The sequence below is a fragment of the Micromonospora aridisoli genome (genome assembly GCF_056150025.1).
Map to the genome: position 1 here is coordinate 320,425 of NZ_JAXCFK010000004.1, position 21,485 is coordinate 341,909.

Sequence of the window (21,485 nt, forward strand, 5' to 3'; positions counted from 1 at the left end):
TCTCAGCCCGACCAGCCGGCGGCGGTCAGTGCGGCGCGGATCTGGACGGCGACGTCGTCGGAGCGGTGCCGGACGTCGAAGGCGGTGAACCGGAGGATGCGGTCGCCCTCGATCCAGATCCGGTTCTGCCGCCGAAGATCAGCGGCCCAGTGCCGGACGTCCATGTGGTGCCCGCCGTCGACCTCCACGTGCAGCCGCCATCGAGGCCAGTAGGCGTCCAGGTAGCGCATCCGCCCGTCGGCGTCCCGGCGGCGATGCTGTGCCTCCGGCGCCGGCAGTCCGTGGCGTCGGCACAACCGGGCCAGGTCGATCTCGGAGAGCGCCTCCGCGCCGCCGGCGATGTCGTGCATCGTCTCCCGGATCAGGGCGCGCCGTCGGGCCCGGGGCAGCCGGTCGAGCACCGCGAGGATCTCCGCCGGGGTCGTCCGTCGCTGCTGGCAACCGGCCGCGAGGATCTGCTGCGCCTCCTCGTCGGTACGCGCCCACTGCGCCGCGTCCACCAGCGAACGCGCCATCGAGGTCCGGTCGGGCCGACCACGCTGTCGGTCCTCGACCGGCAGGTGCCGGACCCGACGTACCCGCACCGCCGGCAGTCCGAGCGGTAGTCGGCGCAGCAGGTCCGCCTGCCGGCGGTGATGCGGGACCAGCACGTCCACAGTCTCCCGTCGCCACTTGCCGCGCAGCCCTCCCGCTGTCGCTGCCGTCAGCCCGGCGAGCGCGGCGCCGGGACCCGCCGCCAGTACCGCCACCCACCACGACTGCTCCGACCGGTACGGCTCGTCGGGCGGCGAGGCCCGCAGGACTCCCCGGCACACTCTGCCCCACCGCCCTGTGGCCAGCAGATGACGCACCTTCGCCGAAGACAGCTCCGTCACCGCCTGCGCCCAGGTGAGAACGCCCGACTGCTCGAACAGCAACCGCTCCAAGGAGTCCGCGTCGTCCCTCGGCATTCGCACCGGTCGATTGCACCGCGATCTGGGTGCGTTTGTTGTCGCCAGAGCGACAACAGATGCACCCAAAGCCGGGGGATAGGCCGCGCCGCTCCGGACTGGTGGACGGGTCAGCGGGGTGTGACGGCGGCGATCGCCTCGATCTCGACGAGCTGGTCGGAGTAGCCGAGCACGCTCACGCCGAGCAGAGTGCTGGGCGGATCATGGTCGCCGAAGGCGTCCCGTACCACCTCCCAGACCGTGACCAGGTCCGCCTGCCGGGAGGACGCAACGTAGACCGTGGTCTTGACGACGTCGGCGAGCGCCGCACCGCCGGCGTGCAGGGCGGTCTCCAGGTTGGCCATGACCTGCCGGGCCTGAGCCACGTGATCACCCGGTGCGACGGTCCGACCCTCCGGGTCCAGCGGGCAGGCGCCCGCGGTGAAGACCAGCCGGGCCCCGGGTTCCACGGTGGCCAGGTACGCGTACTCGGCGACGTCGGAGAGCTCGGACACGTGGGGCAGCCGTACCGGGTCGGACATGGGCGGCAGGCTAACCAGCCGGTCGGACCGCTCACCACCGGATTAGCCGCAACACCCTCTCAGGCGGAGTCGCGGATGATCAGTTCGGTGGGCAGGATGAGGGCCGGCTCGACCTGTTCGCCGGCGGCGAGGCGGAGCAGCAGCCGGGTGCCCTGCCGGCCCAGCTCGACTATCGGCTGCCGGACGGTGGTCAGCGGCGGATCGGTGTACGCGGCGGTCTCGATGTCGTCGAAGCCGATCACCGCCACGTCCTCGGGCACCCGCCGCCCCGCCTCGCGCAGCGTACGCAGGGCGGCGTGCGCCATCAGGTCCGACGCGGCGAAGACGGCGTCCAGGTCGGGGTGGGCGGCGAGCAGTTCGCGCATCGCCGCCGCCCCGGACTCACGGGTGAAGTCACCCACCGCCACCATCTCCGGCAACCCGGCGGCGAGGACGGTGTCCCGATAGCCGGCCAGCCGCTCGATGCCGGCGACCATGTCCTGCGGCCCGGCGATCGTGGCGATCCGACGTCGGCCGCTGTCGATCAGGTGCCGTACCGCGCGGGTGACCCCGCCGACCTGGTCGACGTCGATGTAGGGGACGTCCGCCCCGTCGAGCGGCCGGCCGCTGCACACCACCGGGATGCCCAGCGCCGCCAGCCGGGCGGGCAGCGGGTCGGCACCGTGCAGCGAGGCGAAGAGCACCCCGTCGACGTGCCGGCCGGTGGTGTACCGGGCGACCCGTTCGTGCCCGGCCGGCGACCCGGCCAGCATCAGCACCAGCTGCTTGTCGGCGGCCTCCAACTCCTGGGCGGCACCCCGGATGATCCCGGGAAAGACCTGGTCGTCGGAGAAGACCCGGGTGGCCTCCTCCGGCATGACCAGGGCGATCGAGTCGGTCCGCTGGGTGACGAGGGTGCGTGCGGCCAGGTTCGGCACGTACCCGAGCTCGGCGACCGCCTGGCGGACCGCCTCCTGGATCGGCTCGGCGACCGTGGTCGAGCCGTTCACCACCCGGGAGACGGTGGCCCGGGACACCCCGGCCCGTCGTGCCACCGCTTCCAGCGTGGGCCGCTGCGCCCCCGTCATCGGAGAAACCACCACCTCGTCACAGCCCGTTCCGGGAGATCACCTCCTGGTACCACCGGGCGCTGGATTTCGGTGTACGCCGCTGAGTGAGGTAGTCGACGTGCACGATCCCGAATCGCTTACGGTACCCCTCGGCCCACTCGAAGTTGTCCAGCAATGACCATACGAGATAGCCACGCAGGTCGACGCCCCGGGCGATCGCCTCGTGCGCGGCGCGTAGGTGACCGTCGAGGTAGGCGATCCGGTCGGTGTCCTGCATCGGGCTGGTCACGTCCACGGCGACCTTGTCCGGAAAGGCCGCGCCGTTCTCGGTGATCAGCAGCGGCACCGCCGGGTAGTCGGTGGCGATCCGCTCCAGCAACCGGGACAGCCCCGCCGGTTCGATCATCCAACCCATGTCGGTCAGCGGGCCAACCGGCGCCAGGAACTGCACCGTTCCCTCGGTGCCCGGGTACGCGCCGCCGCCACCGGCACCGTCCGGTCGTCCGGCGACGTAGGTGGGCGCGTAGTAGTTGATGCCGAGCAGGTCGATCGGCGCCGCGATGACCTTCTCGTCGTCGTCCCGGACGAAGGTGGGCTCGATGAACCGCGCGACATGCTCGCGGACGTCGTCCGGGTACCCACCGACCAGCAGCGGGTCGAGGAAGATCCGGTTGTGCAGGCCGTCGACGAGGCGTACGGCGGCGGCATCGGCGGCGCTGTTGGGGTCCGCGGGGCGTACGTCGGCGGGGTTGAGGGTGACCCCGACGCGGCCGGCGCCGCCCGCGCGCAGCGCCTGGACGGCCAGACCGTGCGCGAGCAGCAGATGGTGTACGGCGGAGAAGGCTGCCCCGGGGTCCTGTACCCCCGGTGCGTGCACCCCGTTGCCGTAACCGAGGTACGCCGAGCACCACGGCTCGTTGAGCGTGGTCCAGGTGCCGATCCGGTCGCCGAGCCGGGCGTACACGGCCGAGGCGTAGGTGGCGAAGTGCTCGGCGGTCTCCCGGTTGGTCCAGCCGCCCCGATCCTGCAACGTCTGCGGCAGGTCCCAGTGGTAGAGCGTGATGATCGGGTCGATGCCCCGGCCCAGCAGCGAGTCCGTCAGCCGGTCGTAGAAGTCCAGGCCGCGCGGGTTCACCGGCCCGCTGCCGTCGGGCTGGATCCGTGGCCAGGCGACCGAGAAACGGTACGCCTGCAACCCCAGCTCGGCCATCAGCGCGACGTCGTCGGCGTACCGGTGGTAGTGGTCGCAGGCGACGTCGCCGGTGTGGCCGGCATGCACCTTGCCCGGGGTGCGGCTGAAGGTGTCCCAAATCGACTCGCCGCGCCCGTCGTCGCGGGCCGCTCCCTCGATCTGGTAGGCCGCGGTGGCTGCACCCCAGAGGAAGTTGTCCGGAAATCTCAACTCAGTCACGCCTTGACCGCACCTTCCATGATGCCGCCGATGATCTGGCGGCCGAACAGGACGAACACCAGCAGCAGGGGCAGCGTGGCGATGGCCGTACCGGTGAAGACCTGGGACATGTCCTGGTAGTAACCGTCGGACAGCGCCCGCAACGATAGCTGCACGGTTGGATTCTCCGGGTCGTTGAGCACCGCGTACGGCCAGAGGAAGTCGTTCCAGGTGGTCATGAAGGTGAGCAGACCGAGTACGGCGGCGGCCGGCCGCAGCGCCGGCACCACCACGTTCCAGTAGATCCGGGCGGTACCGCAACCGTCCACCCGCGCCGCCTCGATCAGCTCGCTGCTGACCGCCTGCCCGGCGTACTGCCGCATCATGAACACGCCGAAGCCGGTGACCAGCGCGGGCATGATCACGGCGGGCAGCCGATCGTTCAGGTTCAGCTTCGTCATCAGCATGTACAGCGGGATGATGCCGAGCTGGGTGGGCACCATCATCGTCGCGATGATGACCAGCAGCAGCGCGCTGCTGCCCCGGAACCGCAGCTTGGCGAAGGCGAAGCCGGCGAGGGTGGAGAAGAACACCACCGACGCGGTCACCACGGTGGCGACGATCGCCGAGTTGATCAGACCGGTCAGGAAGTAGGCGTCGGTGTTGGCGAACAGCCGGGAGATGTTGGCACCCAGGTTGCCGCCCGGGGTCACCGGCGGCGGCAGCTGTCCCATCGCGTCGCTGGACCGGCTGGCCACGACGAACATCCAGTAGATCGGGAAGACCGAGAGAATGCCGGCGGCGACCAGTGCGCCGTACGTCAGCGGGCTGGCCCGCCACAGCCTGCTCATCGCGCCACCTCGCTTCGCTCGGCGCCGCGACGAGGCACCACCGCACTGAGCCGAATGATTCGCTCGCTGCGCTCGCTCATCGGGAGCCTCCCTTCCGCTTGCCGGTGTCCGGCCGGGCGCCGGCGCCGAGCCGGCGGATGATCAGTACGTTGATCGCCGCCACGATGGCGATCAGGGCGAAGAGCAGCCAGGCGACCGCCGAGCCGTAACCGAAGTTGTAGTAGGGCGCGAAGGCGTTCTCGAACATGTACATGGTCATGGTCTGCGACTCACGCAGCGGCCCGCCGCGGATCGCGTTGGTGCCGGAGTGGAACAGCCGAGGCTCGGTGAACAGTTGGAGCCCGCCGATGGTGGAGATGATGACGCAGAAGATGATCGTCGGCTTGAGCAGCGGCACAGTGATGGTCCAGAACTGGCGGGCCCGGTTCGCGCCGTCGATCGCCGCGGCCTCGTAGAGGTCGCGGGGAATGGCCTGCATCGCGGCCAGGAAGATCAGCGCGTTGTAGCCGGTCCAGCGCCAGTCGACCATGGTCGAGATCGCGACCCAGGAGGCGAACCGGTTGGACTTCCACTCGATGCCGTCGACCCCGACCAGGTCGAGCAGCCAGTTGACCATGCCGAACTCGCGGCCGAAGAGCACCCCGAACACGATCGCCACGGCGGCCGTGGAGGTGACGTTCGGGACCAGCACCGCCATCCGCCAGCCGGTCCGCATCCGCAGTTGTCGGTTGAGCAGGTTCGCCAGCCAGAGCGCGGCGAGCAGCTGCGGGACGGTGCTGAGCACGAAGATGCCGAGGGTGTTGACCACCGAGTGCCAGAAGTCGCTGTCGACCAGCAGGCGGGTGTAGTTGTCCGCGCCGACGAAGGTCGGGTTGCTGCCGAGCAGGTCCCAGTCGTGCAGCGAGACCCAGAAGGTGTACGCCAGCGGCCACGCCCCGAAGATCGCGAAGATCACGAAGAAGGGGGCGATGTAGAGGTAGGGCGAGTACTTCGCGTCGATCCGGCTCAGCCGGCCGGCCCGGGACGGGCGGGTGCGCCGCGGTGCCGGGCTGGCCGGCGGTCTCGCGTCGAGCTGCAACGCCATGACCCGTTGACTCCTTTCCACGCCCCCGCCCCGCGCCGACCCAGGGCGGGTTCGCCGCGCGCGGCACGCGGACCGGCGGACCCTGGATCGGCGGCGGGGTGGGAGCTGTCGGGCCGGTTACTTGGCGGCGGCCTTCTTGGCGTTGGTGATGGCGTCCTGCCACCCCTGCTCGGGGGTGCGCTGGCCCAGCTCTACGGTGCGGACGGCGTTCTCCACCTCGGTCCGGACGGCCTGGTTCTTCGGGCCCATGTAGACCGGCTTCAGCGTCTTCGCACCCTCACCGAAGATCTTGCCGACCGGGGCGTCGGAGAAGTAGGCGTTGGTGGCCTCGGTGATGGCCGGGTCGTCCAGCGCCTGCGGCGAGGACGGTAGCGGGCCCTTGGCCTTGAAGGCGCCGATGTGGCCCTCGGCGCTGGTCAGGAACTTGACCAGCTTGACCGCCTCCTCCTGGTGCTTGCTCTGCCGGGGCACGGCCAGGTGCGAGCCGCCCCAGTTGCCGCCGTTGCCGGGGACCCGGGCGATGTCCCACTTGCCCTTGGCCTCCGGGCCGGCGTTGCCCTCGATCACCCCGGTCATCCAGGCGGGGCAGGCGATGGTGGCGAACTTGGCCTGCTTGAAGGCGGAGACCCACTCCTCCGACCAGGAGCCGTACTTGCCGGACAGGCCGGCTCCGATGATGTTCATCGTGGTGTCCCAGGCCTGCTTGACCGCCGGGTTCGTGTCCACCACCAGGTTCTCGCTGGTGTCGTAGTAGTGGTAGCCCTGCGCGGCACCGGCGGTCTGGAGCACGATCGTGTTGAAGGTGTTGGTGGCCGCGTCCAGGAACGACGCGCCCGTGTTGGCCGCCTTGAACTTCTCGCCGGTGGCGATGTAGTCCTCCCAGGTCGGCCAGAGTTCGGAGACCTTCTCCCGGTCGGTGGGCAGACCGGCCTTGGCGAACAGGTCGGTGCGGTAGCACATGGCCATACCGCCGACGTCGGTGCCGAGCCCGATCAGCTTCTGGCCGTCGGCGGTCAGCCCCTGGTTCCACTTCCATTCCAGGAAGTTGCCCTTGAGCTCGGCGGCGCCGTGGTCGAGCAGGTTGACGAAGTTGTCCGGGTTGGCCTTGTACTCGACCATCAGGCCCTCTTCGATGGCCACCACGTCGCCGGCGCCCTTGCCCGCGGCGAGCCACTGGGTCAGCTTCGGCGAGTACTCGTCGAGGTTGCCGCCGGTGCCCCGCTCGACGATCTTGATGTTCGGGTTGGCGTCCATGTACTGCTGGTAGAGCTGCTCGTAGCCGAACTGCCCGAAGACGTCGACGGTGAGCGTTATCTTGCCGTCCCCGGCGGCCTCGTCGCCGCCGCCGCAGCCGCTGGCGACGAGCAGGACGCCGGTGGCGGCCAGAGCGACCGCCGCGAGGCGGTGACGCGGGAATGTGCCCATTGTCTGATGACCCCTCTCAGGTCGGGTGGTGGTGGAAGGCGTTCTGAGAGCGCTCTCTCGTAGCCTGCGGTCCGGGCCGGACCGGTGTCAAGAGAGCGCTCTCTCACGACGGTCACAGAATGGCCACGAGCGGCCCTCGCGGAGCGCAGGGCGGCTCGTGGCCTACGTGCCCGCCGGAGGCGGCGCGGTGCAAGCCACGCCGGCGGGGCGCGGAATCAGCCGGTCCGGACCCCGTCGAGCAGCGCTCGGTCACCCTCCACGGTCAACGTGTCGAAGCTGACCCGCCCCCAGAGAGCCAGCAGCAGGTCGCTGGCGGTGCCGCTGACCTGCACCCGGGCGTGGTGGTCGTCGTGGTCCAGGATGGTGCCGGTGTCGAGCAGGGCGACCCCCTCGCCGCGCAGCCGCAGGAACCACTCCTGGGCGGCGTCGGTGGCGTTCAACCGGACCACCCCGTGCCACGGCCCGGCGGACCTGCGTCGGCCCGCCGGCAGCCAGGTGTCCAGCACCTCGCTCACCCCGTCGGCCGCGAGCTTCGCCTCGATCGGCTCACCGGCGGCGATCGCGAGCTGGGCGTCCCAGCGGTGCACCGCCGTCTCGTGGGCCATCCGGCGCGGCCAGAAGGCGGCCTTCTTCGGCTGGGGCGCCCAGTTCCAGGCGGGTGCCTCCGGGTCGAGGGTGTCGAAGAGGGTCATCAGTTCGTCGTACGCCTGCTGCCACTGCTGCACCGCGGTGACCCCCGCCGCCGGCTCGACCGGCTGCGACCGGCTCTGCTGCGGGGTCGCCGAGTCGCCCGAGCCGGCCACCCCGGCCACCCACCGGTAGATGCCGGCGAGGTGCCGGGTCAGATCGGTGACGGTCCAGCCGGGGCAGGACAGCACGGGCGTCTCGGGTGGCGCCTCGGCCACCGCGGCGGCGAACGCCGGGCCCTCCGCCCGCAGGGCGCCGATCCAGAAGTCCTTGGTGCCGTGCAATCTGCTCATCGCCATCCTCCCGGGGGTGACCGGGCCACCAGTGGGTGCCACGGCTACCCCTCAGCCTAGGGTGAGAGGCGTGTCTGACGTCTACGCCCAGCCGACAGCCGCCGCTCAACCCGCCAGCACGGGCGATCTGGCGCAATACACGACATTGTGCCTGGGTGGGCCGGCCGACAGGGTCGTCACCGCGACCACCGCCGACGAGATCGTCAGGCTGGTACGCGAGGCGGACTCCGGGATTCTCCTGATCGCCGGCGGTAGCAACGTGGTGATCGGCGACGCCGGCTTCCCGGGCACGGTGGTTCTCGTCCGCTCCCGGGGGCTGCGGGTGCTCGCCGAGGACGAGCAGACCGTGACGGTACGGGTCGAGGCCGGCGAGCCGTGGGACGACCTGGTCGCCGCGACGGTACGCAACGGTTGGTCCGGGCTGGAGTGCCTGTCCGGCATCCCGGGCTCGACCGGTGCCACCCCGATCCAGAACGTCGGGGCGTACGGGCAGGAGGTCGCCGAGACCATCACCGCCGTGCGGGTCTACGACCGGGTCGCCGGAACGGTAGGGCAGATCGAGGCGGCGGACTGCGGTTTCGCCTACCGGTCCAGCATCTTCAAGTACAACGAGCGCTGGGTGGTGCTCTCGGTGGACTTCCGGCTGTCCCGCTCGCCGCTGTCCGGCCCGGTGCGTTATGCGGAACTCGCCCGGGCGCTCGGCGTCGAGGTCGGTGACCAGGTGCCGCTGGCGCAGGCCCGGTCCACGGTGCTGGGGCTGCGCGCGGGCAAGGGCATGGTGCTCGACGCGACCGACCCCGACACCCGCTCCGTCGGCTCCTTCTTCACCAACCCGGTCCTCGACGCGGCGGCGTACGAACGGCTGCGGCAGCGGGCCGCCGAGGTGGGTGAGCCACCGGCCTGGCCGGGTGCCGGGGACGTGGTCAAGGTCAGCGCGGCGTGGCTGATCGACAAGGCCGGCTTCGGCAAGGGGTATCCCGGCCCGGAGGGGGTGGCCATCTCCACCAAGCACACCCTCGCCCTCACCAACCCCAGCGGCACCGCCAGCACCCAGGCCCTGCTCACTCTCGCCCGCGAGATCCGCGACGGCGTCCAGTCCCGCTTCGGCGTCACCCTTCACCCCGAACCCGTCCTCATCAACTGCACCCTCTGAACCCCACCCCGTCCGACCCCGGCCCACCCGTCCGACCCCGTTGATCATGAAGTTGTTGTCCCCGGAAGCGCTCTCCGGTGTCAATAACTTCATGATCAACGCAATGGAGTGGGGGCGATGGTGGGCCAGGGGAGGGTGAGGCGGCCATGGCGCCAGTGGCGGGGGCGGTCGAGGATCGGCCAGCCCTGCGCGCGTACGGCCGACACGGTGTGCAGCCAGCGCTGACGAGGGCCGAAGGGGGCGTACCCTGCGGCGGCGTGCCAGGCGTCGTCCAGCGCCCGGATCAGGTCGTGGATCCGCTCGCCCGGCACGTTGCGGTGGATCAGCGCCTTCGGTAGCCGCTCGGCCAACTCGGCCGGCGTCCGCAGGGTCGCCAGTCGGGCGGCCAGCGTCAGCGAGCGCGGTCCGTCGGCGTCGAGCAGCACCCACCCGCCGAGGCGCCCCACCTCGTCACAGGTCCCCTCCACCAGCAGCCCGCCCGGCGCCAGCCCGGCGCGCAGTGTGGCCCATGCGCCGGTCACCTCGCTCTCGTCGTACTGGCGCAGCACGTTGAACGCTCGGACCAGCGCGGGACGCAGTCCGGCCAGCTCGAAGCCACCGCGGGCGAAGGTGAGCCCGGGCGGGTCCGCGGCGGGCTGCGCGTCGGCGACGCGTACCGGATCGATCTCCAGCCCGACCACCCGCACGTCGGCGCGTACGCGCGCGGCGAGCCGGGCGCGTAGCTCCACCGCCGTCACCGGGGTCGCACCGTAGCCGAGGTCGACCACCAGCGGATCCGGTGCGGACCGCAGCCGGTCGGCACAGGTCTCCACGATCCAGTTGTCCACCCGGCGCAGCCGGTTGGGATGGGTGGTCCCCCGGGTCACCGCACCGAGCGGTCGGGACGGCCGCGACGCCATCGTGGACTCCCGGCTCAGCCGACCCGGTGCACCTTGTGCTGAGCGGCCTGGGCCAGCGGCCGGACCACCAGACGGTCCACGTTGACGTGCTGTGGCCGGGTGGCGCACCAGGCGATGCAGTCGGCGACGTCCTCGGCGAGCAGCGGCTCGGCGACGCCGGCGTAGACGGCCTCCGCCCGCTCGACGTCCCCGCCGAAGCGGGTCAACGAGAACTCGTCGGTCTTCACCATGCCCGGGTCGATCTCGATCACCCGCACCGGACGTCCGCACAACTCCAGCCGCAATGTGCCGGCGATCGCCGTCTGCGCGTGCTTCGCCGCGGTGTAGCCGCCCCCGCCCTCGTACACGGTGAAGCCGGCGGTCGACGAGACGACGACGATGGTGCCCGCCCCGGAGGCCTCCAGCATCGGCAGCAGCGCCTGGGTGACCCGCAGCGTGCCGAGCACGTTGACGTCGTACATCCACTGCCAGTCGCCGATCGTGCCCGACTCCACCGGGTCCAGCCCGCGTGCCCCGCCCGCGTTGTTGACCAGGAGCGTCACCGGCCCGCCGGCCTGCTGCGCGGCCCGGGCCAGGTCGGCCACCGACTCGTCGGAGGTGACGTCGCAGCCCACTGCGGTGGCGGCACCGCCACTGGCGGTGATCTCGGCGACCAGTTCCGTCAGCCGGTCGGTCCGCCGGGCCGCGACGAGCACGTGGAAACCCTCGCCGGCGAGCCGCCGGGCGGTGGCGGCGCCGATCCCGCTGGACGCTCCGGTGACGATCGCGACACGACTCATCCGGCCATTCTCGCTCCCCTCCGCCGGGCCGGGTGCGGCGCGGTCGCCATGAGGTCGGTCACCCCCGGGGGTCTGGCCGACGTATTTCCCGCCGCCGATCGGGAAGATGACATCCGGCGTGGAGTGTTGACGCAAAGGCGCCGGTCGTGCGGGACGGCATCAACCGTGGCAAAGGGAGCGGACGTGGCGGAAGAGCACACCGGTGTCGGACGTCAGCGAGGTTCCCTGCCGTGGCCGCGGCCCCGGCGGATCGCGACCCTGTCGGTGCACACCTCACCGCTGCACCAGCCGGGCACCGGGGACGCGGGCGGCATGAACGTCTACATCCTGGAGGTCTCCCGACGGCTGGCCGAGGCGAACGTCGAGGTCGAGATCTTCACCCGGGCCACTTCGGGCGACCTGCCGCCGGTGGTGGAGGTGGCCCCCGGAGTGCAGGTCCGGCACGTGATGGCCGGCCCGCTGGAGGGCCTGACCAAGGAGGAACTGCCTGGCCAGCTCTGTGCCTTCACCGCCGGCGTGCTGCGTGCCGAGGCGGCCCGCCCGCCCGGCCACTACGATCTCGTCCACTCCCACTACTGGCTGTCCGGCCAGGTCGGCTGGCTGGCCAAGGACCGCTGGGGGGTGCCGCTGGTACACACGGCGCACACCCTGGCCAAGGTGAAGAACGCGCAGCTGGCCGCCGGTGACCGGCCCGAGCCCAAGGCGCGGGTGATCGGCGAGGAGCAGGTGGTCGCGGAGGCGGACCGGCTGGTGGCCAACACCCGGGTCGAGGCGCGGGACCTGATCGGCCGGTACGACGCCGACCCCACCCGGGTGACCGTGGTCGAACCCGGCGTGGACCTGGAGCGGTTCCGCCCCGCCTCCGGCGACCGGGACGCCGCCACCGCGGCCGCCCGGGCGCGGTTGGGCCTGCCGATCCGCGGCCACCTGGTGGCCTTCGTCGGGCGGATCCAACCGCTGAAGGCACCCGACGTACTGGTACGTGCGATCGCCGCGCTACGGGCGCGGGATCCCGAGCTGGCCCGTGAGGTCTCGGTGGTGATCTGCGGCGGCCCCAGCGGCACCGGACTGGACCGGCCGACCGCACTGATCGAGCTGGCCGCCTCGCTCGGCGTCACCGACCGGGTGCACTTCCTGCCGCCGCGCACGGGAGTGGAACTGCCGCTGCTGTACCAGGCGGCCGACCTGGTCGCGGTGCCGTCGTACAACGAATCCTTCGGACTGGTCGCGCTGGAGGCCCAGGCCTGCGGTACGCCAGTGGTGGCCGCCGCCGTCGGCGGCCTGGTCACCGCGGTACGCGACCAGGTCAGTGGCGTGCTGGTGCGGGGACACGACCCGGCGGACTGGGCGGGTACGCTCGCCCGCCTGCTGCCCGACCGGGCCCGGCGGGCCGAGTTGTCGGCCGGGGCCGCCCGGCACGCCCGCGCCTTCTCCTGGCACCGCACGGCGGCCGGCCTGCTCAGCGTCTACGGTGAGGCGATCGCCGACCACCGCGACCGCCGCACCGCCGAACTGACCGCCTCCCGCTGCTGACCGGGGTACGGACCGTCCCACCGATCCGGCCCCACGAGGGCGGCCGGCAGCCGGGCGGTGTGGTGGTGACCGCCGTAGAGTTGGCCGGATGAGCGACCTCGGTGCCCTGATCGAGTCCGTCTGTGCGGAGCGGGAACTGGCCTGCGAGTCCACCGGCCCGGGCTCGTACGCGGTGACCCTGCCCGGCACCCACAAGCTCAAGACGATCTGCAACCTGATCGTCGGCGAGCACGCGTTGCGGATCGAGGCGTTCGTGATGCGCCAGCCGGACGAGCGACGCGAGGAGCTGTGGGCCTGGCTGTTGCAGCGCAACTCGAGGATGTACGCCGTGTCGTTCTCGATCGACGCGGTCGGCGACGTCTACCTCACCGGTCGGGTCAACCCCGCCGGCGTCGACGCCGACGAGCTGGACCGGCTGTTCGGTGCGGTGCTGACCTACGCCGACGAGTCCTTCGACACGATGCTCGAGATCGGCTTCGGCAGCTCGATCCGGCGCGAGTGGGAGTGGCGGGTGAAACGGGGTGAGTCCACCGCCAACCTGGCCGCCTTCGCCCACCTGTTCGAGCCCTCGGAACGGGCCGGGTCGGCTCCGCCGGCCGTCGGAGGTTCGGACCGCTCCTGACGGGTAAGCCGCAGCGCGCGGTGCGGCGTTGGGACCCGCCGCGCCGAGACGGCGAGTGTCGAGGAGCGTGAGCGTCCATGGCTCAGCGAAGCAGCTCGGGTCGCGGCGGGACCGCGGCCGGGACCAGGCGGCAGGGGGGCAACCAGACCCCGAACACCCCCAGGATCTCCGAGTCGGAGATATCCCGGATGCGGGTGGACGACATTCGAGGACAACTGCGGCGGTACGGAGTCTCCGGCATCTCGGCCCTGCGCAAGCCGGAACTGGTGAAGACGCTGGTGAAGACGCTGCGCTCCGGCGGCGCCGGGCGTCGCAGCAGCGGCCCGGCCGGCCGCGCCAGCGCCACCAAGGCGTCCGGCGCGAAGCAGACGGCGTCCGGCCGGACCGCGCCGGGGCGGGCCAAGTCGGCACCGGCGAAACGGGCCGCCCCGGCGCGCAAGGCGACCGGTGCCCAGAGCAGGTCGACCACCAGTACTGCCCGCAAGACGACCGGCGTCGCCCGCAAGACGACCGGCGCGGCGCGGAAGAGCACGGCCGCGAGGAAGTCGACTCCCCGGAAGACGGCCGCGAGTGGCACGGCTGGTGCTGGGGCTACCCGCGCCCGTGAGGCGGCACCCACCCGGCGGACGACCTCGGCCCGGTCGGCCCCGGGTGGCACGGTGCGGACCGGGCGGTCGAGTTCCCGATCGGTCCGCTCGTCACAGATGATCACCTCGCTTCAGGACCGGCCGGAGCGTCCGGGGCGCAGCCTGGTCACCACCAACCACGACGTCATCCGGCGGTGGGCCCGGGAGCGGGGTGCCAAGCCGGCGACGATCAGCGGTACCGAGCGGGAAGGCCGGGCCGGGGTGCTGACGTTCAACATCCCCGGTTACCGGGAGAGCAGCCGGATCCGCGAGATCACCTGGGACGAGTGGTTCCACACCTTCGACCTGCGTCGGCTGAACCTGATCTACCAGGAGCAGATGCGCGACGGCCGGCAGAGCAACTTCTTCCGGACCGAATCACCCGATCGGGAGGACGGGTGAGACGTTTACGGGAATAGCCCCCGGGTACCCGCTGTTGGCTTGACGAGGAGGGCCAGAAGCGCCGTTCCGTGAAACGGGACACGGTCGTTGTGACCGGCGAGACAGCCGCTCAGGTTGAATCGCCACGACTGGCCGCACTAACTTTATTGCACCGCGTCACGCTCGGAGCCGTTCGGGGGAGCGGCGGATCGATCAGATCTGTGCAGCCGGGCGAGTCGCGGGGGACGGGTGGACCGAACCGTTGGGGGACGGTGGCCCACCTGTTTGGACCGGCGGCGCGAGCGGGCGTCGCTTACGGGGGTGAGTGTCGCCCGCCGCCGCCGGTCGTACGTCGCGAGGTGCCCGGCACGGTTTCGTGCCGGGCACGTTGCATGGTGCCAACGGCTGGGATCGGGCCTCTCAGGGAAGCCCGACCAGTGACGCTTCGGCAGCTTCCCGCCGGCGGCGCAGCGTGGCCACGCGTCGTTCCCGAGCCGGTCCGGCGAGCAGATGTGCGCCAGCGGCCAGCAGGCCCAGCGCCCCGACCAGCAGCCAGTGCCCGTCGCCCCATCGTTGCAGGCTGAAGCCGCCGAGCGTCGGCGCGATGAACGACGCCGCCGGAAAGGCCAGGTAGAACACCGACTGGTAGCGGGCCCGCAGCGCCGGTGGCGCCAGATCCGCGTTGATCTGGGCGTTGGGCGGCGCGGCCAGCATCGAGCCGACCGTCCAGACCACGCAGGCACCCAGGTAGAACACCAGGTCGTCGGCGATGGCGAGCGCGCCGAACCCGATCGCGAGTAGCGCCGTGGACAGGGCCAGCACGTGCCCCTTCCGGTGGCGGTCGATCAGCCGGGGTACGAACAGCTGCCCGAGCACGATCAGCACGCCGCCCAGGGCCACCACCGCGCCGTACGCCGACGGCCCCAACCCGTCGGCGCGCATGGCCAGCGGCATGATCGTCGACGCCTGCATGGTCAGCACGGCCAGTACGAAGGTCAGCCCGACGAAGATCAGGAAGTGCCGGTCGGTCAACGCGGTGTGCAGCCCCGGGCGACGCGATCGGCGGGTACCGGCCGCCGGACTCTTCCCCGGCTGACGGCTGGCCAGGGTTTCCGGTACCTTCCACGCGATGAGCACGGCGGTGGCCAACGTGGCGACGGCGTCGACCAGGAACAGGGCCACGTAGCTCGCCTCGGCCAGCAGCCCGGCCAGCAGCGAGGCGACCGCCATACCGAGGTTGAACGCCCAGAACTGCAGGTTGAAGGCGCGGGACCGACGATGTTCCGGTACCACGTCGACGATGGCCGCGACGAAGGCCGGGCTCGGCATGGAGTGCGTGACGCCGACCAGCAGGGCGAGTGCCGCGATGACGCCGAGGTGCCGGCTGAAGGCCAGGGCGACCATCAGGGCGGCGGTGACCAGATGGGCCGCGACCAGGGTGGAGCGCCGGCCCCACCGGTCCGCCAGCACTCCACCGAGCAGCACCCCGGCCGCACCACCGGCGCCGTAGGCGCCGACCACCACGCCGGCCAGCGACTCGCTGGCACCTCGGGCGGCGGTCAGGTAGAGCGACAGGAAGAGCATCGCGAACGCGCCGGCGCGGTTGATCAGCAGACCGGCCCAGAGGTACCAGAAGGTGGCGGGCAGACCACCCGCGGTGTCGGCCAGCCAGCGACGGAGCACCCCGACCTCCCCGATCTGTTCAGGCACTTAACAGATCTTGCCCCGCCCGGTCGGTCGGCGGGTGGTCGGGGTGGCCGGGCTCACCCCCCGGAGGTGGCCACCGGCTCGGCCGCCTGCGGCGCGGCGGGCTGCGGCGCGGTGGACTGGACCGTCACCACCGGTGCGGTGCCGGCGGTGCGCAGCGCGAGAGCGCGCCGTTCCCGGGCCGGCCCGGAGAGCAGGTGGCCCACCGCCATCACCAGCCCGATCGCGGCGCAGCCGAGCCAGAGCGTGGCGTTGCCGGCCTGCTCCCGTACCAGCCCGCCGAGGATCGGGGCCGCCGCCCCGGCCAGCTGCCAGGAGAGCGAGAAGACGCCCTGGTAGCGACCGCGCAGCTCGGCGGGGGAGAGTTCGGCGATGAGGGTGGCGTTGGACGGCGAATTGAGCATCTCGCCGAGCGTCCAGATCAGCACCGTCAGTCCGTAGAACCAGGCCACCTCGGCGAACGCGGTCAGGCCGAAGCCCGCGCCCATCACCACCGCGGCCAGGGCGAGCACGTGGGACCGGCTGCGGCCCTTGATCAGCCGGGGTACGAAGAGCTGGCCGGCCACGATCAGGACGCCGTTGAGCGCGATCACCGAGCCGTAGGTGGCGGGGCTCAGGCCGGAGTCGGCCATCGCGATCGGCAGCATCGAGATGTGCTGGAGGAAGACCAGCGCCCCGAGCAGGTTCAGGGTGACGAAGCCGAGGTACACCCGGTCGGTCAGGATGGTCCGCAGGGCACCGGCCGGGTTGCCGCCGCGGGGCATGCCGACGGTGACGGTCCGGGTTTCCCTCACCTTGACGAAGATGATCAGCGCGGTGACCACCGTGGTGGACGCGTTGACGACGAAGAGCAGCAGGTATCCGGCCTGCGCGGCGAAGCCGGCGAGCACGGCGGCGCAGGCGAAGCCCAGGTTGATCGCCCAGTAGTTGAGCGAGAAGGCGCGCAGCCGGTCCCGTTCCGGCACCACGTCGATCATCATGGCGCCGAACGCGGGGCGGGCCGCCTCGGCGAAGAGACCGAGCAGCAACGCGCCGGCCGCGACCGTCCACAGGTCACGGGCGAAACCCAGGGCGAGCATCATGGTCGCGGCGCCGAGATGGGCGGTGAGCAGGGTCGGCCGGCGGCCCCACCGGTCGGTCAGGGTGCCGCCGGCGGTGGTGCCGACCGCGCCGCCGACGCCCCACGCACCGAGCACCAGGCCCGCCTGCGAGGCGGAGAAGCCGCGTTCCTGGGTCAGGTAGATGGCGAGGAAGACCAGGACGAACGAGCCGAGCCGATTGATCAGGGTGCCCGTCCAGAGGTACCAGAAGGTCCTCGGTAGCCCGCCCGTGGTGTCCCGGAACCAACCCCGCATCGCGCGCACGCCGGCGCCCCCCGCTTCTGTAATGCCTGGTGATCTATCAGATCCTTACAACCTAGTGGCCTGCCGGAATCAAGGTCACCCGGATTTCCACGTGTTGGTCGTCACGACCCTTCCCGCGCGTGTGGTTCAGGGTTGCGGCAGGATGATCGGCATGACAGCTAGCGAGGGGCCCACCGTCGGGACGCTGGTCCTGCTGCGGCACGGAGAGAGCGACTGGAACGCCAAGAACCTCTTCACCGGCTGGGTCGACGTCGACCTGACCGCGAAGGGGGAGAGTGAGGCGCGCCGCGGCGGTGAGCTGCTGCGCGAGCACGGCCTGCTGCCGGACGTGGTGCACACCAGCGTGATGCGGCGTGCCATCCGCACGGCGGAGCTGGCGCTGAACGCCGCCGACCGGCACTGGATCGCGGTACGCCGGTCGTGGCGGCTCAACGAGCGCCACTACGGCGCTCTGCAGGGCAAGAACAAGAAGCAGACCTTGGAGGAGTACGGCGAGGAGCAGTTCATGCTCTGGCGCCGGTCGTACGACACCCCGCCGCCGCCGATCGCGGACGACGACGAGTGGTCACAGGTGGGCGATCCTCGGTACGCGTTGCTGCCGACCGAGCTGATGCCGCGTACCGAGTGCCTCAAGGACGTCGTCGAGCGGATGCTGCCGTACTGGTACGACTCGATCGTGCCGGACATCCTGGCCGGCCGTACGGTGCTGGTGGCCGCGCACGGCAACTCGCTGCGGGCGCTGGTCAAGCACCTGGACCAGATCAGCGACGAGGCGATCGCGAAGCTCAACATCCCCACCGGGATCCCGCTGCGCTACGACCTGGACCCGCTGCTGCGGCCGCAGACGCTGGGCGGCACCTACCTCGACCCGGAGGCCGCCAAGGAGGCCGCCGCCGCCGTGGCCAACCAGGGCCGCTGAACGGGCGAGCCGTCGTGTTGATTGTCACGAGGGGCCCCCTGCTATACGCCAGGCGTTAGCAGGGGGCCCCTCCTTTCACCCTCAGGCCGGGGTGACGGGTTCGCCCGTGATCAGGTAGACCACGTGCTCGGCGCTGTTGACCGCGTGGTCGGCGAAGCGCTCGTAGAAGCGCCCGAGCAGGGTGGCGTCGATCGCGGTCTCCACCCCGTACGGCCAGTCCGCGCCGAGCAACACCCCGAACAGCCCCTTGTGCAGCTCGTCCATCGCGTCGTCGTCGCCGTCCAGCTCGGAAGCGAGATCGGCGTCGGGGTGGGCCAGCACCGCGGCGATCTTCTCGGCCATCCGGTCCGCGATGCCGGCCATCTCGGTGAAGACCGGGCGCAGCTCGGCCGGCACGGCCGGCGACGGGTGCCGGCGCAGCGCGGTCTTGGCGACATGGTCGGCCAGGTCACCCATCCGTTCCAGGTCCGCCGCCACGTGCAGGGCAGTGATCATGGCGCGCAGGTCGGAGGCGACCGGGGCCTGACGGGCCAGCAGATCGCAGACCCGCTCCTCGACCTGACGGTAGAGTCCGTCGATCTCGGCGTCCCGCTCAATCACGGACTCGGCGGCCTGCCGGTCGGCGGTGAGCAGGGCCCGGGTGGCCTGCCGAAGCGCCGCCCGAACTCCCTCGGCCATCTCGACCAGCAACTGGCTGACGGCCTGAAGTTCGGCCCGGAACTCGTCGCGCATTCTCACGTCCTGTCCGTCGGTGCCGGCGATGTCGCCGGCGGGGATGTGCGCAGGTACGCCGCCAAGTTAGGGCTCGTGGGAGGACCGGAGGTGAACGCCGATGAACTCCGCCGGACGCCAGGGTGAACTTTCCAGGAAGTGAGAGTGCTTCGTCCTGTTCTGGGCGATAGCCGGGTTAACAATGACCCTACGATCGCCGGGTGACGTGGGCGGTGACGGTGGGTGTGGCTGCGGCCCTGGTGGTCGGGGTCGTCATCGGCCTGTGGTTGTCCCGCATGATCCCGACGGCCCGCCGGTCGACCGGGTCCACGGGAAACAGGTGGGCCGGTTTCCGGTTCGGCAGGGGGAGGCTCGGGATCGTCGACGAAGTGCAGGTCGGGCTGGGCCGCCGCGCGATCGACTCGCTGCGCGCGGGGGTCGTGGTGCTCGACGCCGATGATGTGCCCGTGCTGGTCAATCCGGCGGCGCGGGCGATGGGGCTGCTGCGTACCGGTGGCCAACCCGGTTCGATCACGGCGCATCCGCTGATCCGTACCCTGGCCGGCCAGGTGCGGCGCACCGGGGTCCGGCGCGAGATCGAGCTGGACCTGCCCCGAGGCCGCGACAACGCCGGAGAGAACCCGCTCGGCGTGCACCTGCGGGCGATGGGGCTGGGTAACGGTCACATTGCGGTGGAAGCGGTGGATGTGACCGAGTCGCACCGGTTGGCCCGGGTTCGCCGGGACTTCGTGGCAAACGTCAGCCACGAGCTGAAGACCCCGATCGGTGCGTTGCAGTTGCTCGCCGAGGCGCTGCTCGACGCCACCGAGCCGGCCGACGAGGAAGGACCGGACCCGTCGGAGGACATGGTCGCAGCCCGGCGGTTCGCCGAACGCATCCAGCACGAGTCGACCCGGTTGGGGCGCCTGGTGCAGGAGCTGCTGGAGCTGACCCGGCTCCAGGGCGCGGAACCGCAGCCATCGCCCGAACCGGTCACGGTGGACTGGGTGATCTCCGAGGTGGTCGACCGGACCCGGACCACCGCCACCGCCAGACGGATCGAGGTGGCGGTCGAGGCCGAGCGGGGCCTGACCGTGTACGGCAGCGACAGCCAGTTGGCCACCGCGGTGGCAAATCTGGTGGAGAACGCCGTCAACTACTCCGGTGAGGGAACGACGGTGCGGATCACCGCCCGAACCACCGGGGATCAGGTGGAGATCGCGGTGTCCGACCAGGGCATCGGAATCGCCCCCACCGACGTCGACCGCATCTTCGAGCGGTTCTACCGGGCCGACCAGGCACGTTCGCGGGCGACCGGTGGTACCGGCCTCGGGCTGGCGATCGTCAAGCACATCGCGAGCAACCATGGCGGCCGGGTGGATGTGACGAGCACTCTTGGTGGTGGGTCGACGTTCACCCTCCGGCTGCCCGCCCGTCCGCCGGACGACCTGCTGGCGACACTGCCACCTGCTGGGATCGAGGCCGGTACGGCCGAGCTTCGGCAGGTCTGAACGCACATGGAAAGGAAACGCCGTTGAGCCGCGTTCTGGTGGTCGAGGACGAGGAGTCGTTCTCCGACGCCCTGTCGTACATGCTCCGCAAGGAGGGGTTCGAGGTTTCCGTGGCCGCCACGGGCACGTCGGCTCTCACCGAGTTCGACCGGACCGGCGCCGACATCGTCCTGCTCGACCTGATGCTGCCGGAGATGTCCGGCACCGAGGTCTGCCGGCAGCTGCGCCAGCGTTCGCACGTGCCGATCATCATGGTCACCGCCCGGGACAGCGAGATCGACAAGGTGGTCGGCCTGGAGATCGGCGCCGACGACTACGTGACCAAGCCGTACTCTCCGCGGGAACTGGTCGCCCGGATCCGCGCGGTGCTGCGCCGGCAGAGCCCGGAGGCGCCCGAGTCGGGCGCGCCGACGCTCGCCGCCGGCCCGGTCCGGATGGACATCGAGCGGCACGTGGTGACGGTTGACGGCGGCACGGTGCAGCTGCCGCTCAAGGAGTTCGAGCTGCTCGAGCTGCTGCTGCGCAACGCGGGCCGGGTGCTCACCCGGGGGCAGCTGATCGACCGGGTCTGGGGCGCCGACTACGTGGGTGACACCAAGACGTTGGACGTGCACGTGAAGCGGTTGCGTTCGAAGATCGAACCGGAGCCCTCCGCCCCGCGCCACATCGTCACGGTGCGCGGCCTCGGCTACAAGTTCGAGCCCTGATCCGACCGAGCCGCAGCAGCCCTCGCCCCCCTGTGGTGACAATCCGTCACCTCTTACACGGTGTCACGTTGAGTAACAACGCGGACGGCCCGCCGGTGTCTCCTGCGCTCCCTTTGCTCTGCTCACCTATACGCACAACCCGCTGAGCAGGAAGTACTTCTAGCTCTCGTGCATTGAAGATCCCAACATTGGCTACCGAGAGCTACCTGTGCGTATGGGTGAGCAGAGCAAAGGACGGTGACGGTGGGTTGGGTTTGGCGCGGTTGATTGTCTGAGAGTGACCGTGCTTCAACGCCGCCCGCACGACCGGCGAGCGCGGGCTC

The 21,485-nt window shown here is 71.0% G+C and carries 20 protein-coding genes; 7 read left to right on the forward strand and 13 right to left on the reverse strand.

Annotation, left to right across the window (positions count from 1 at the left end; translation table 11 throughout):
- Positions 1-2 precede the first annotated feature (2 nt).
- The 8 genes from SM447_RS10920 to SM447_RS10955 all read right to left on the reverse strand — a co-directional run bounded on the left by SM447_RS10920 (position 3) and on the right by SM447_RS10955 (position 8,250).
- Positions 3-950 (reverse strand): endonuclease domain-containing protein, encoded by a 948-nt coding sequence (locus tag SM447_RS10920; protein WP_474572814.1) that lies wholly within the window; start codon positions 948-950, stop codon positions 3-5.
- A gap of 110 nt (positions 951-1,060) precedes the next feature.
- Positions 1,061-1,471 (reverse strand): RidA family protein, encoded by a 411-nt coding sequence (locus SM447_RS10925; RefSeq protein ID WP_474572635.1) that lies wholly within the window; start codon positions 1,469-1,471, stop codon positions 1,061-1,063.
- Positions 1,472-1,530: 59 nt separating this feature from the next.
- A complete protein-coding gene (locus SM447_RS10930) occupies positions 1,531-2,538 on the reverse strand; it encodes a LacI family DNA-binding transcriptional regulator (protein WP_474572636.1) in 1,008 nt (335 codons plus the stop codon).
- Between the two features lie 19 nt (positions 2,539-2,557).
- A complete protein-coding gene (locus tag SM447_RS10935) occupies positions 2,558-3,931 on the reverse strand; it encodes a GH1 family beta-glucosidase (protein ID WP_474572637.1) in 1,374 nt (457 codons plus the stop codon).
- Positions 3,928-4,761, reverse strand: coding sequence for a carbohydrate ABC transporter permease (locus tag SM447_RS10940; RefSeq protein WP_474572638.1), 834 nt, complete (start codon positions 4,759-4,761; stop codon positions 3,928-3,930). The genes SM447_RS10935 and SM447_RS10940 overlap by 4 nt, the downstream gene beginning before the upstream one ends.
- A gap of 76 nt (positions 4,762-4,837) precedes the next feature.
- Positions 4,838-5,845 (reverse strand): carbohydrate ABC transporter permease, encoded by a 1,008-nt coding sequence (locus tag SM447_RS10945; protein WP_474572639.1) that lies wholly within the window; start codon positions 5,843-5,845, stop codon positions 4,838-4,840.
- Between the two features lie 117 nt (positions 5,846-5,962).
- Positions 5,963-7,270 (reverse strand): ABC transporter substrate-binding protein, encoded by a 1,308-nt coding sequence (locus SM447_RS10950; RefSeq protein ID WP_474572640.1) that lies wholly within the window; start codon positions 7,268-7,270, stop codon positions 5,963-5,965.
- A gap of 215 nt (positions 7,271-7,485) precedes the next feature.
- On the reverse strand, positions 7,486-8,250 hold the full coding sequence (locus tag SM447_RS10955; RefSeq protein WP_474572641.1) for a maleylpyruvate isomerase family mycothiol-dependent enzyme: 765 nt from the start codon (positions 8,248-8,250) through the stop codon (positions 7,486-7,488).
- 70 nt (positions 8,251-8,320) lie between these two features.
- Here SM447_RS10955 and SM447_RS10960 point away from each other — a divergent pair, with 70 nt between their 5' ends.
- Positions 8,321-9,403 (forward strand): UDP-N-acetylmuramate dehydrogenase, encoded by a 1,083-nt coding sequence (locus tag SM447_RS10960; RefSeq protein ID WP_474572642.1) that lies wholly within the window; start codon positions 8,321-8,323, stop codon positions 9,401-9,403.
- Between the two features lie 95 nt (positions 9,404-9,498).
- On the opposite strand, the gene SM447_RS10965 is transcribed toward SM447_RS10960, so the two are convergent.
- Both SM447_RS10965 and SM447_RS10970 read right to left on the reverse strand, forming a co-directional pair.
- A complete protein-coding gene (locus SM447_RS10965; protein WP_474572643.1) occupies positions 9,499-10,302 on the reverse strand; it encodes a class I SAM-dependent methyltransferase in 804 nt (267 codons plus the stop codon).
- Positions 10,303-10,316: 14 nt separating this feature from the next.
- Complete coding sequence (locus SM447_RS10970) at positions 10,317-11,081, reverse strand: SDR family oxidoreductase (protein ID WP_474572644.1); 765 nt, start codon at positions 11,079-11,081, stop codon at positions 10,317-10,319.
- A 183-nt stretch (positions 11,082-11,264) separates the two neighbouring features.
- Between SM447_RS10970 and mshA the strand changes: the two genes are divergently transcribed.
- From mshA to SM447_RS10985, 3 genes are all read left to right on the forward strand, one after another.
- Entirely contained in the window at positions 11,265-12,614 is a 1,350-nt protein-coding gene (mshA, locus tag SM447_RS10975) for a D-inositol-3-phosphate glycosyltransferase (protein WP_474572645.1), read from the forward strand.
- Positions 12,615-12,702: 88 nt separating this feature from the next.
- A complete protein-coding gene (locus tag SM447_RS10980; RefSeq protein WP_474572646.1) occupies positions 12,703-13,236 on the forward strand; it encodes a type III secretion system chaperone family protein in 534 nt (177 codons plus the stop codon).
- Between the two features lie 188 nt (positions 13,237-13,424).
- Positions 13,425-14,264 (forward strand): hypothetical protein, encoded by an 840-nt coding sequence (locus tag SM447_RS10985; protein WP_474572815.1) that lies wholly within the window; start codon positions 13,425-13,427, stop codon positions 14,262-14,264.
- A 399-nt stretch (positions 14,265-14,663) separates the two neighbouring features.
- Here SM447_RS10985 and SM447_RS10990 read toward each other — a convergent pair whose 3' ends face one another.
- Together SM447_RS10990 and SM447_RS10995 are read right to left on the reverse strand one after the other, a co-directional pair.
- A complete protein-coding gene (locus SM447_RS10990; protein WP_474572647.1) occupies positions 14,664-15,953 on the reverse strand; it encodes an MFS transporter in 1,290 nt (429 codons plus the stop codon).
- Positions 15,954-16,006: 53 nt separating this feature from the next.
- On the reverse strand, positions 16,007-17,305 hold the full coding sequence (locus tag SM447_RS10995) for an MDR family MFS transporter (RefSeq protein ID WP_474572816.1): 1,299 nt from the start codon (positions 17,303-17,305) through the stop codon (positions 16,007-16,009).
- 160 nt (positions 17,306-17,465) lie between these two features.
- Here SM447_RS10995 and SM447_RS11000 point away from each other — a divergent pair, with 160 nt between their 5' ends.
- Entirely contained in the window at positions 17,466-18,233 is a 768-nt protein-coding gene (locus SM447_RS11000) for a phosphoglyceromutase (protein WP_474572648.1), read from the forward strand.
- Between the two features lie 81 nt (positions 18,234-18,314).
- On the opposite strand, the gene phoU is transcribed toward SM447_RS11000, so the two are convergent.
- The gene (phoU, locus tag SM447_RS11005; protein WP_474572817.1) at positions 18,315-18,965 is read right to left on the reverse strand and encodes a phosphate signaling complex protein PhoU; all 651 of its coding nucleotides are present in this window, start codon (positions 18,963-18,965) and stop codon (positions 18,315-18,317) included.
- A 200-nt stretch (positions 18,966-19,165) separates the two neighbouring features.
- Here phoU and SM447_RS11010 point away from each other — a divergent pair, with 200 nt between their 5' ends.
- Both SM447_RS11010 and SM447_RS11015 read left to right on the forward strand, forming a co-directional pair.
- Positions 19,166-20,455, forward strand: coding sequence for an ATP-binding protein (locus SM447_RS11010; RefSeq protein ID WP_474572649.1), 1,290 nt, complete (start codon positions 19,166-19,168; stop codon positions 20,453-20,455).
- Between the two features lie 23 nt (positions 20,456-20,478).
- Positions 20,479-21,162 carry a response regulator transcription factor gene (locus SM447_RS11015; protein ID WP_221082632.1) on the forward strand — a complete coding sequence of 228 codons (684 nt, stop codon included), beginning with the start codon at positions 20,479-20,481 and terminating at the stop codon, positions 21,160-21,162.
- Positions 21,163-21,485: the final 323 nt, after the last annotated feature.